This is a genomic window from Paenibacillus sp. 01L418, assembly GCF_056400045.1.
Window position 1 is genome coordinate 1 of sequence record NZ_JBFTSN010000166.1, and the last position, 12643, is coordinate 12643.

Consider the following 12643-nt stretch of genomic DNA (forward strand, 5'->3'; position numbering starts at 1 on the left):
CATATCGTATTCACCATTCCGAGTTCCTTGATGAGCAAGTAACTTGGTACGAGCCCTCCTCCAAAAAACATCGTGACGAGGAACATCCCCATAAAAAAGTTTCGTCCCATAAAGTCTTTGCGGCTTAGAGCGTAGGCAGCAGGCAGCGTAACGAATAAATTGATCGACGTACCTACTACCGTATAAAGAATGGTGTTGCCGTAACCTGTCCATATGCTGGAGTTTTGGAACACCCTCTTATAACCTTCAAACGTAATGCCTTTTGGCCACAGCCACATCTCGCCGGAACCCACCAATTTCGGATCGCTTATCGAAGCGCTAATCATATAAATGACAGGATAGGCGACTACAATAAAAGCGAGAAATACATAAATATAGTTGCATATCAGAAACACTTTATCTCTTCCGGACTCTTTAACGGCGGAAATCATCGGTCATACCCCCTTCTTCTACCACAGGCTGTTTTCGTTGGTGCGTCTTACGATCTGATTGACAAGCACTAAAATAATGGCGTTAATGACGGAATTGAACAGGCCGATCGCCGTCGAGAAGCTATACTGGGCATCGACAAGCCCTGATCGGTATACGAAGGTTGAAATGACATCGGATGCTCCCATGTTAAGCGAGTTTTGGAGCAGCAATATCTTCTCAAATCCAACCCCAAGCAAGCTTCCCATGTTCAGAATTAAAAGAATGGTCATCGTAGGGATAATCGTCGGAATGTTAATATGAAGCACCCGTTGGAAGCGTGAAGCTCCGTCTATAATGGCTGCCTCATGCAGACCCGGGTCTACTCCTGAAAGCGCAGCCAAATATATGATTGTTCCCCATCCTGCGCTTTGCCAAACACCAGAGAATACGTACATCGTCTTAAACCACTTCGGGTCCGTCAAGAAATCTGGAGCATCAAATCCAAGCCACTCAATAAGATGTGTCACTATTCCCGATGAAGGCGACAAGAACGTAATGATCATGCCTGCCATAACAACGACTGAAATGAAATGCGGCGCATAAGTGACGGTCTGAGCCATTTTCTTGAAGGAACCACCCTTCAGCTCATTGAAGGCAAGCGCCAGTATAATCGGTATCGGAAACCCAATAGCGAGTTCATACAGGCTAATACTTAACGTGTTCCATATCAAGTCCCAAAAGTAATAAGAATGAAAAAATCGGACAAAATGGTCGAAACCGACCCAAGGGCTTCCGAAAATCCCTTTCGTTGGTATGAAGTTCTTAAATGCGATTTGTATGCCGTACATCGGACCGTAAGAGAAGATTAGAAAGTAGAAAAATGCGGGTGCAATGAATAAGTACAATTCCCAATTTTGAAGGAGTCTTTTCCACATTCTGCTCTTCTCTTTCGTCGGTTCCGGAAGCATATTTGGTGCGTTCATTGGACTTGCTTCCTGCATAAAATCACTCCTTTCCCGTTTCGTTATAATTGCTTTTGTTTGGTGATTAGCGACAGGAATTTCGGAAATGCTATCGCTTACATTCACAACAATACGGAACATAACAATTCTCGTAAATATGTCATTTCCCGTATCGCATGATAGCGCTTTATATTTATGAGGAAACATCAATTCGCGAACTACTGCGACTATTCAGATAACTTCTCAAATGTGTCATTTTTGTTGATAAATCGCCTATTTATCGGCAACCGCAAGATTTACCAATCGATTTTCGCCCCCCATACAAGCCCAAACCCCCTCAAAGAGTGGTCTATTCAAGAATAACATGTATGCGTTTTCATTGTTTCTAAGCCCATTGATCCTTTTTCTTATTGCAGTTGCCGATTTAGAGAATTTCCTATCGTTCAATTGCAAAAAAAAAGAGCATCCGCATCTGCACGCAGCTACTCTTCCATTGCCATTTCAGCATCACTTATCGTTATCTTTTTTCTCATTGCTTGAAACAAATTTCTTTCTGTTCATTGCTCCCCATGAATGACGGCCTCTTCTAAAATTAAAAATACCTTCAACACGGAACAGAACAGTAAGCTGACGATAACCTAAGTTCTCCAACACGCCGAACAGCACAAGCAGCAAAGTTTCTTTAAGCGAGCTGTATTTGCGAAATGTAATTTGCTCAAGTAAGATGCTGCCCATTGATAAAGTAGTACCGAGTAAAAACGCGATAACAAAAAAAGTAATAAAGCTGTCAAATGCAAGCAAGCCAAATAAATAGGCAAGTGGGATAAAGATATAGCCGAGTGCCTCAACAATTGGCCCGATTAATTCGAATATCCAATAATAAGGCAGTGTCACCATGCCAATCTTGCCGTATTTCGGATTAAAGAGCATTCTCCTATAGCTTATCAGCGTATCAAAAAGACCAATTTGCCATCTTCTCCGCTGGCTTCTTAGATCCTTCATTGTTTCTGGAGCTTGAGTCCAGCAAATCGGGTCCGCTAGAAATTGTATTTTGTACTTTCTCTTCTGGTCTTTCATCGCCTTATGAAGTCTAACGATAATATCCATGTCTTCACCGATCGTATTCACTTTGTACCCGCCGCACTCAATAACGACCCTCTTATTAAACGCACCGAATGCACCGGAAATAATGAGTATGGAATTAAGCTTGCTGAAGCTCGTACGGCCAGTCAAGAAAGCTCGGAAATACTCTATAATCTGAAATTTCGCCATATTGCTTTTCGGAATATTCATCTCCATAAGCTTGCCGTCTTTAATGATCGAGCCATTGGCAATTCTGACGATCCCTCCAACAGCAATCGTTTCGGGATTTTCCACAAATAACATCGTGAGCTTGATAAGGGCATCATTTTCCAAGATGGAATCGGCATCGATGCATGCAAAAATAGGATAGACAGACACATTAATGCCCGCATTAAGAGCGTCCGCTTTGCCGCCGTTTATTTTATCGACAAATATTAATCGCTCGTACTGGTTGCTCCGGTAAATGCCAGCTACTTCATTCGTAGGCAAGCTCTGCATAATGGGCTGGTTTACCTTTTTTAAATTGAACTCGTTTATGATCTTTTCTTTTGTGAAATCGGTAGAGCCGTCATTCACAATAATAATCTCATACTCAAAATAATTTAAAGCGAGCAGCGATTTAATATTATCAACTATCGTTTTCTCCTCGTTGTACGCAGGGACAATGATAGAAATCGGGATCATATTTTTTGAATCAATGTATCTTTTATAATCCGAAGCTTTCATTTTTCGTAAATAACTAAACATATCTAGCGAAGCGATCAGCATTTGCCCATTATAAAAGATGTTTATTCCAATCGTATACAGCATACAAAACTCGCTGAAATAAATAATAAACATTCTGAGAATATACATGTTGTTAAAAACCATCCTCGTTTTTCTAAGTTGTCATTAGGAAGTCATTTCGATCACACTAATCACGGCATCCCGAGCAAATTTATCGTCTCCATCGATGATCCTTGAAGCGTAAGCAATACCTCCAGGAATGAGAACAAGTGCACTGGCGGCATGATGTCTTACCCACCACACACTGTCGCCTGTTGTTTTCCCTAAATCCGCTAAACTATTTTTGGTCCCAATCTTCTCAAGGCCTTTAGCAGCAGCAGCTCTAACCTCCCAATCATGATCATCAAGCTTGGTTAGCATAGATGCTTCATAATCTGGATTATTCAGCTCGCTCAGCGCTCTTATCGATGCGATTCTAAGATTCTTATCCTCACTATTCAAATACTTAATATAATGCTCGCTTAAGCCTTCAATACTGTAATCAGCAACCGCTTTTATTAGAATGCCCTTCATATAGTCATCACTTCTATCAATTGTTTGTCGAAACAGCTCTTCCTTTGAGCCGTCAAAAGCAGAAATAATTTCAATAATAGCTCTATGAGACAAGTTCATATTTTGGGAGTCATAGGTTAGAACATGAACTAGCCCCTCCAAATCACCAAGCTTCGCAAGAGCCAGCATCATATTATAAATCACATCATTATTTTTGCTTGAAATAAGCGTAAGGATAGATGCCGTTGTATCTCTGAGCTGCAATTCCCCAAGATGCCGACAGGCTAAGGACTGAATATGAACGCTGTTTGATTGCAGTCTTTTGAGCAGAAAAGCTTTCGTTCCCGTTAATTCGTATATGTTCATCAACTGATCATGATGAGTATGGATAAAATCAGCATCGTGGTTAATGACGATATTAATGAACAGCTCTTTTTTTCTAGCACTTTTTCCGACGATTTTGTTCAGTTTTTGCACGATCGTTCGTTTATTTTTATTTTCAGTGTAAAAGTAGGATGTGAATACTTCTTCCAGCTGCTTCTTCAATTGGTTAGTCGCGGACTCGCTAAAGTAACGAAAAAACCAAATGACGATAATCGATATGAAAAAAAATGAAAATAACGCTGATGAAATGAGCAGCAAATATGATGCTTCTTTTGTCATATATCCTCCTGCGCAAAAAGTTGTTTAAGCATGTCGTAGCTTTTCTTATTGCGAGATACGTATTCGGGTTTCGTCCATGTATTCCATGTAAAGGTTCGGTAGCCGGATGACGTAACGCTTTCGGGAAATTGATAATCGACCTTCTGCGTTTTTTTATCCATAATAACGAGTGAAGCGACTATGCCATCCGTCATTCGTACAGCAACGCCGTCTCTTATGTTCTCGATTGCCCCTTGTTTCTTCTCATCATCGAATACGAGCAAGCTGGACGGGTCAGTAAAGTTCAAGCTTGCCCATGGAATTCTAAGATACAGCGTCTTGCCCTCAAAATAAAAATGGCTGCTGCTGTTGTCAAAGCTGCCTGCACTTAAGGTTGATCCATCCTCATAAGCAGCGGGAACCGTTTTACCTTCGGGCGTTTGGTATGCTTTTGAAAGCTGCCACATCATTTTCTCATAAATGCCGTTAGACGATACGGAAGTGTAATAACTGCCTTTGCTCGCATTATATTGCGGAATTACGAGTAATTCGGCTTGCTTCGTATTTTGAATGCTTACATTAAGCTCTGCTCCAGACCAGTTTTCATTCACATCAGGAGCCAGCATATATTCGCCATTTTTTCTGTCAACGGTGTCCAAATAGATCATAATGTTCTTCTGATCAAACTTCGGCAGTTCACTGAATTCGGCTGTTATATAGAAATAAGATTCGTTAGCAGCATAAGAAATGGTGCGCAGAGGATCTGTTCCCCGCAAGGTCATGGCATACTCCGTCGGCGTAGGTGATTCTATCGCTAAAATACCGTATCGCTGAGCAGGATCAATGACATTGTGCCAGAGGCTTCCATGCTCATAAGGGATCATCAGGGAAGAGGTAAACCGGCTGCTTTTTCCCCATTGATCCGCCCATTCGTAAACAAGCCCGCCCATACTGCCGCTGTCCTTTATCATATTCATCATCGCAATGATGCCTTCTCCTTGCTCCGCCTCGCTGTTTTGACCGTCCTTATGGCCAGAAGCGGATATTTGCGATGATCCTAGGCTTGTAGACAATCCAAATTCGCTTATAAGTACGGGATACTTTTTTTGAGTGCTCATAAAACGATCCAAATACTGCTTATAACCTGCATAGTCAGGTTTTGCTTCCTTCGTTTCCCCAGCTATAAATGCCGGATGATCGGGAAAGACATTATACGCGCCAAAAAATCCACTAATTACTTTGCTAGAAATAACAATATGATTAATATCCACTGAAACCGCGTCATCGAGCGTCTCTGGATTTGATGCAGCATGTTCGAGAATATCTAGCTCTGGAATGCTGGTAATCGCTGCTGGATGCTGCATGTTGTAATTACTTTGCTCATATTGAAAGATACGATCCGATAGGGAAGCAAGCCACGACTCGGTAGGCGTTGCGTCTAAACCTGATGAAACAAAGTCCCCATTATAGTTGTAAGAGGGATGTGCTTGATCCGTTGCCTTTACCTTTTGAGGGGTTAAGCCTGGGTCTACTAAAAAACCAAGGATATAGCCTGACACATCATTCATGTACAGATCGGAGTTCATCCCCTCTTTTGTTTTTAACTTGGCATTCCCGTGAACTGCGTTAATGGTATCTTGAATCGCTTGTTTGTAGGCTGCATTGTACTCTTGATTCAGCAAGTCGCCTGATGGCGGCTCACTGCTCGGCGATATATTTTGAAGCAAATACAGCGGTTTATCTTGATGATTCGTATTGTAAATATCAAGCGCTCGATAAAAGCCTGACGGCATCAACGTGTATACTCGTATCGTATTGGCGTTCATTTGACCAATCTTCTCAAGCCACTCTGAATAAATAGCCGTATCCTCCGGGAAGCTTCCTTCTGGAATACCTGGTATTGCTGTGCCAATATTCATCCCTTTTACGAACATGCTCTTCCAAGCTCCGTTTTCATAAACGGAAAATGTATTGTCGACTATTTTGGATACGAGCTGTGTACCATTTGAAGCTGTCTCTGCTTTCGCCTGGAATGTAATGCTTTCATCTAATGGCTTTGTTTCCTTCAACAGCTTGGACATAAGCGGCACATAAAAATGCCAATAAAAATACGAATGATCCCCTTCGCTGTTTACACTAAATAATTTGTATAGAGCAGAAGCACCCCAAAACCGTTTAATCTTCTCCGGTTCCTTATAATCACTAAAATCTCCCGCAAAATAATAGGAGCTCTTCTTGCCGGATTTATTTGCAATGATTGCTGGGAATCTAGTATTTAGCCCTAAGACCTTCAATTGCTCCTGACCTGCTTCCGTAGCGTTTAAGTCATACCATGCGATTACCGACTTATCGTCTGCTGGCTCAATAATTTCAAACCAGTTATAGTAATCAATCGTGTCCGTATGATAGCTGCGAGCATGAGCCTCGGTCATGAATAGACTGATCGATTGTCCTGTAAAGTCTTTACCGCGCTCCAATATGATGATTCTATTGTTGCCCGCAATAACAATTCCCGCTCCCGTTAAGCTCCACTTTTTTCCGTACTGCTGCTCATAGGTTGCTCTTATCCAATTCGGTACATCTTCTGCCGACGATAATTCCGAGAAAAACTTGCCTGCCCACCCCTTAAAGCCGACGTTAAAAATAGCTTCAAGCTCCTTGGATACGTTTGGTGCAGTAGGCTCGCCTGCAATATTGTATTCGCCAATAACCGTTGTCCCTTTGGCATAGCTGGTAGCTATTAAACTAACCTCATCCATCGTCAGGCCTGAAACCCCTTTTGGTTCCACACCATTCACCTTTGAATTGCCAGTGCCGTACGCATCCGAAATATAGATCAGATCTGGCACATTAGCTCGTTTATCAAAAGGAACAGCAGTTAATTTCCCATCAGCGAGGAAATTCCCATAATAATCCTTCTTTGCGTCATAAGCCTTATTCGTCGCGGGGTTAGTTATGCGCAGATGATCCATAATCCAAAACAACCCGCGCTGCTTGCTGTAATCTAGCTCCCTTATGCCGCTCGTTTCAGATGCTTGAGTCGGAAAGGTTTTATTAATGACAACGACATCAAGGTTTTTGCTTGGTGTAAGCAGCCAAACGATGAAAGGAATCGATAAACCAATTAATAAAGCTATTAAAATGATATAGCGAGCTTTCATATTTCTTGTTCTCATTTGTATTCCTCATTTTATATATGAATTAATTCATCGCTTGAAATCCTTTTTGCAAAATGTAATAGGAAGGCTTCAATCGTTCATGAAAAGTCGGCTGCTCCCATTCCTTCCAGCTATATTCTTCCATTGCTATAGGCTGCTGCGTCGTTTCCGGCGTGCTTCCCGTCTTGATATGCTGTATGCCAAAGCTTATTCCATCTACCTTCAGCTTTGATATTTTTCCACGAGCAAACATATCATCAATGACATATTTATGAGATGGGTCCATCACATTCAGCAGCTGCCACGGAATTCTCATTTCCACTTTTCCATCTTTATAATAAAAATCACTTAATGAATTAAAATCAGGGTTATCCGGATTGCCTATTCCGTATTGGAGCAGCCCCGTCTCATATCCTGCAAAAGGAACGACCGTGTTCAGCTGCGGAACTACGTAGCTTTTATTTAAACTAAGCCGGATGGAGTTGAAAATACCCGTGTTCTTATGATGAAAGGATGGGTTCTTGTCGATGAGACTCGTTTGAACCGCATATCTAAAATAGTAGTTATCGTAATAGGCATCTACTAACACATGCGAGTCCGTTGGTCCATGAATTTTCACTACGAAGTCTGCATCCTTGCTAAATGTGGAGCCAAGCTGTGAAAAGCTTGTGTTCCCTTGTTCCTTTATCGTATCGATCGGTATGATCAATGTGTCCTTATTAAAATCATAATTTTCAGCATCAATCATGAGATAGACATATCCCTCATCACTTTTTACGTATAGCTTGGTATGATCGTCAGCATACAGGGGAGTATCATTTGCCCAATCATCGAACGAACCGTCGATATAACGGATGCTTTTGTCGTTGCCAGGATCAAGCGCTAATAAACCAAAATGCTGCTCATTCGTTTGAGCATTAAGCCAGTATGGCCTTGAATCAGGCAAATCCAGATCGTTGTTGTTCCACGTTCGCTTAAACCATTCATCCTGCCACGAAAAAACCAATCCCCCTGCTAAATTAGCTCCGTGAATATCCTTCATCATTTTCATCAGCATATCGCCTTGCGTTTGTTCATCTACAAAGCCCTGGTTAAAACCTGTAATTTTATTTTCATGCGCCTTGCCGCGTGAGGCTGGAATGCCAAATTCCGAAATAAGAACAGGCATGGAATGGAACTTCTTAATTTCCTCTAAATAAGCCAAATAAGGATTTGGATTGCCCTCGGCATCTTTAAATTGAATATAATCGGTCTGATAGCTAAATGTATCGGGGTAATAGGGGTACACATGATAAGAGGCAAACATACCGGCTTTATAGCTGTCATGCCATTTAATATGCTCGACGTTTACTTCTACAAGATCTTCATTTTTATAAGGCTCGTTAGGATGCTTTAGCGGATCTGTCGTTACCCAATTGGAAAAGGCAACCGGACTTTGCATGTTATAGGTTGTCATTTCATAATCAATCAACTTATCTCCTACTTCAGTGAGAAAAGCCTCAAACGGAGATGCACCTACGGTATAAAGGTATTTGCCATCATAATGGCTACGCTTTGCGTTATTTTCATTCGTGCTGACGACGAGCGAAGGCTCCCATTCAATACCAACTATCCATCCGATGACATACTTCGAAACATCCGAGGTGTAATTGCCGTCCGCATGGCCTTTATTTACTGGCAAATAATGATTGCCATGCAAAATATTAATCGTATCTTTTACCGTAACATTCATATCATTTAGAATCTTGTCATTGCTGCCAAAAGCATCATCGATTGTTGCTATATCGCTCTCATTAACCCAAACGCCATGAAACACATAAATAGGCTTCTTGCCATTTTTCACTGCATTTTGATTAAAATCAAATAAGGCATTATAAAACTGCGGCCGCTGTATCGTGTACACTCTGATCGTGTTTGCATTCATATCCGAAATATAGCCAAGCCATCTATAGTATTCATCGTATGTAATGGCAACCTCGCCGGGAAAAGCGCCTGGCTTTCCAGCTCCAAGGTTCACACCTTTAATAAATGTTTTCGTCCATTGTCCATTTTCCAAAACATAAAAAGAGTTTCCATCCACCTTGCTTACATACTCCGATGCCATTGGTGATGTGGGGTTGCTATGATCTGTTGCATTTATTTTATTTTTCAAAATAAATATGCTTGAATAGGCTATAGCGATTAAAATAATGATAATAATTGAACCATACATATAGTTCTTACTCGAAATTTTCATTTTAAGCCCCCCGAAAACATTATAAGTATAGATTTGTTTCACTGTCTATTCGGCGGTATACCTCAAATATATCCAATTAAAAATTTAAAAGGCTTGAAATCCAATCATTCTCAATTTGATCATAAAATTTCATAAAAAAGAGGCTACCCATAAGTTCAATGAACTCATGAGCAGCCTTGTAAACAATGGCTGTTTAAAAGATATGATTTTTCCAACCGTTCAGCTTGGCGACCGCCTCTACAAAATAGTAATCGCCATAGATTAACGAAACATTCACATTCGAACCCGATGGACGATTTCCCGTTGCTTGAAGCAAGATTGCCTCATGATTCGGCAGATCCCATGCAGCATAATTCTCATGAAGGGATATAAGCATACGTTCAGCTGCATCACGGTAAACATTCCCCTCCTCAACTGGCAGCATCGAAGCAAGATCCAAGAGGCCGGATGCTGCACAAGCGCCAGCTGAGCTGTCTCTTGGTTCATCTGCCCTATGTTCCGAAGCTCTAAAATCCCAGTGCGGTACGTGATCAGAAGGCAAGTTAGCTATAAAAAAGTTCGCTACTCGCTGCGAGGCACGCAAATATTTTTCATCGCCCGTATAGCGATAAGTATTCGCCATACCGTAAAGAGCCCATGCTGCTCCGCGGCTCCAAGCGGAATCCGCTCCCGCACCTTGCCCGCCGATTGCCCCGAGTAACTCGCCTGTTTCCGGATCAAAGCTCACAATATGCTTAACCGATCCATCCGCGCGAATGAAATGCTCTACAACCGTGTCGGCATGCGCCCTTGCGATATGCTTAAAGCGTGGATCATTGGTCGTTTGGGCAGCCCAAAACAACAAGGATAAATTCATAGATGAATCAACGATGGACCAGCCAACCTTATCTTGGTTCCAAGCCCGCAGAAATCGACCAGCCATATTGTATCTGCCTGCTAAGAAATTAGCAGCGAACAATCCGCGGCGCAGCCCATCGGCATCGCCAGTCAGCTTATGTTTAATGATTGCTGTCGGTAAAAATTGAAAACCTACATCATGATGAAAATTGTTTTCCTGCATCATTTTAGCTTCCAGCTTCTCATCCCAGCCCCAGGCCGCATTCTTATATGCTTCCTTTCCCGTCATATCGTACAAAATCCACAGCATGCCGGGCCAAAATCCCGAGGTCCACCAATCATGCCTCATATCGTCATAAATGCCGTCGGCCTTTGCAGCATGCGGTGATTTATCTCCGATCTGCTGGAGCATGCTCTCTCCTTTTTGCACAATCATCGCAAACACCTTTGTAAAATCATAAGATTCAAGCATTAGCATCTGGACCTACCACAACGCCTGATTTACTGTTAAAACGATCTGTAGCTTCTTTTATAATTTCATTGCCGCCGCTTGTTTTCCACTCTTCGATAACCTTTGGCCAATCCGCAATATTTTCTTTGCCGTAAATCATTTTGACCATGTGATCAAGGATGAACTTAGACGGCTCGTCAAACTTTGGAGCCAAGTCTGGGAATTGTGTATAGCTGTCTAGGTCGGGATCAAAGAAAACGCCGGCACGTCCCTCGTTAGGCAACAGCTTCTCAAAACCATTCATCATTTCTGCGCCCTTCGTTTCCAGCGGAAGTCTATCCTTATTGAAGGCCCCGTCTTTAACCAGCCATAACCAGTCACGACGTTGTTCAGAATAGCGCTGCTCCTCGTCAGCAGGAACCGTGTAGTTTACTTTGTCGCCCTCTTTCGTATACGTCTCACCCTCATTGCCAAAGGTAAAGAACGTATTCGCATCTGCGCTAACCATGTAATCAAAATAGCTGACAATGGCTTCTGCTTTTGCTTGATCCATCTTCGCGTTCAAATACGATTGTTCAAGCGTCTTGTTGTAAAGCATCATACCGCCTTTGCCGTCTGGACCAGTCGGTGAAGCGATCATCTCAAGCTTTCCGTCAGGCACGGTCTTTGTCAGTTCCCCTTGGTAGATTCCTAGTTGATTGGCATTGGCATTGTAAATGCCTAGATTTCCAGCGTCGCGGCTTTTCGTCCACATCGCACCTGTAATCGTTGCAAAATCTTTGGCCATCAAACCTTCATCGTACATCGCTTTATACATTTCCAGCGCCTTCATCATGTTCTCTGAATCAAAAAATTTCGGAACGATTTGGTCGCCTTGTTTCTCATACATCGTGCTGTAAGGAAGCACATCGTACGCTCCCAATATGAAGTCGGCATATTTGAAGTTTTCACGGAATCCAAACGGTTGTTCAATGCCGAGCTTCTTAAATTCACGAAGCATAGGCAGCAGCTCATCAATCGTTTTTGGCGCCCCAATTCCAGCTTTCTCAAGAAGGTCAGCACGTACAAATGTTGCACGGCGAGATTGTACACTTAAGTATTGCGGAATGGAGTAGATTTTTCCTTGATAGGTTACTTCATCCCAAGCTTCTTTCGGAATAGCAGTAAGCAAGTTTTGCCCATGTGATTTGAGAAGATCATCAAGCGGCATGAACAGTCCAGCTTCTACTGCGCCTTTCATATCTTTGCTTGCCGGTGTCATAGACTGATAAGCAGTCAGTACGTCCGGCAATTCACCGCCTGCGAACATAAGTGAAATCTTTTGTTTAAAATCCTTATGCGGAAGCAGCTGGATATTCATATCGGTGTTTGTCCGCTTCTCCAGCTCCAGAACCCACTTGTCTTTATTAATGTCTTCTACCGATTCCACCGCTTTCAAAGCTAACGTGCCTCTTGCGATCGAAAATTTCGTAGGCTCTGCTGGCTTATCCGTCACATCTGTTTCTTTGTCAGGTGCTGGGCTAGTTGTCGATTCTACTTTGTTGTTTGACTCCGAACAAGCTGTGAGCAGACCCGTAAGGAGAAT

General features: G+C 42.3%; 8 protein-coding genes. All 8 read right to left on the minus strand.

What is annotated here, in order from left to right; genetic code table 11:
- A partial coding sequence (locus AC1DSE_RS19195) for a carbohydrate ABC transporter permease (RefSeq protein ID WP_477528040.1) occupies positions 1–431 on the minus strand: 431 nt, incomplete at its 3' end.
- A gap of 18 nt (positions 432–449) precedes the next feature.
- Complete coding sequence (locus AC1DSE_RS19200) at positions 450–1379, minus strand: ABC transporter permease (RefSeq protein ID WP_372239018.1); 930 nt, start codon at positions 1377–1379, stop codon at positions 450–452.
- Between the two features lie 501 nt (positions 1380–1880).
- Complete coding sequence (locus AC1DSE_RS19205) at positions 1881–3311, minus strand: glycosyltransferase family 2 protein (protein WP_477510262.1); 1431 nt, start codon at positions 3309–3311, stop codon at positions 1881–1883.
- A 36-nt stretch (positions 3312–3347) separates the two neighbouring features.
- Complete coding sequence (locus AC1DSE_RS19210; RefSeq protein WP_477510263.1) at positions 3348–4397, minus strand: HEAT repeat domain-containing protein; 1050 nt, start codon at positions 4395–4397, stop codon at positions 3348–3350.
- On the minus strand, positions 4394–7552 hold the full coding sequence (locus AC1DSE_RS19215; RefSeq protein WP_477528041.1) for a hypothetical protein: 3159 nt from the start codon (positions 7550–7552) through the stop codon (positions 4394–4396). The genes AC1DSE_RS19210 and AC1DSE_RS19215 overlap by 4 nt, the downstream gene beginning before the upstream one ends.
- Positions 7553–7577: 25 nt before the next feature.
- On the minus strand, positions 7578–9770 hold the full coding sequence (locus AC1DSE_RS19220) for a family 2 glycosyl transferase (RefSeq protein ID WP_477510265.1): 2193 nt from the start codon (positions 9768–9770) through the stop codon (positions 7578–7580).
- Between the two features lie 193 nt (positions 9771–9963).
- Complete coding sequence (locus AC1DSE_RS19225; RefSeq protein WP_477510266.1) at positions 9964–11079, minus strand: glycoside hydrolase family 88 protein; 1116 nt, start codon at positions 11077–11079, stop codon at positions 9964–9966.
- Positions 11072–12643 (minus strand): type 2 periplasmic-binding domain-containing protein (locus AC1DSE_RS19230; RefSeq protein WP_477528042.1); only part of this gene is annotated, 1572 nt, incomplete at its 5' end. The genes AC1DSE_RS19225 and AC1DSE_RS19230, both read right to left, overlap by 8 nt.

Bases quoted from the DNA above. Each gene is read 5' to 3' on its own strand.
- AC1DSE_RS19200 (WP_372239018.1), bottom strand. From the start codon at position 1,379: ATGCTTCCGGAACCGACGAAAGAGAAGAGCAGAATGTGGAAAAGACTC.
- AC1DSE_RS19205 (WP_477510262.1), bottom strand. From the start codon at position 3,311: ATGTATATTCTCAGAATGTTTATTATTTATTTCAGCGAGTTTTGTATG.
- AC1DSE_RS19210 (WP_477510263.1), bottom strand. From the start codon at position 4,397: ATGACAAAAGAAGCATCATATTTGCTGCTCATTTCATCAGCGTTATTT.
- AC1DSE_RS19215 (WP_477528041.1), bottom strand. From the start codon at position 7,552: ATGAGAACAAGAAATATGAAAGCTCGCTATATCATTTTAATAGCTTTA.
- AC1DSE_RS19220 (WP_477510265.1), bottom strand. From the start codon at position 9,770: ATGAAAATTTCGAGTAAGAACTATATGTATGGTTCAATTATTATCATT.
- AC1DSE_RS19225 (WP_477510266.1), bottom strand. From the start codon at position 11,079: ATGCTTGAATCTTATGATTTTACAAAGGTGTTTGCGATGATTGTGCAA.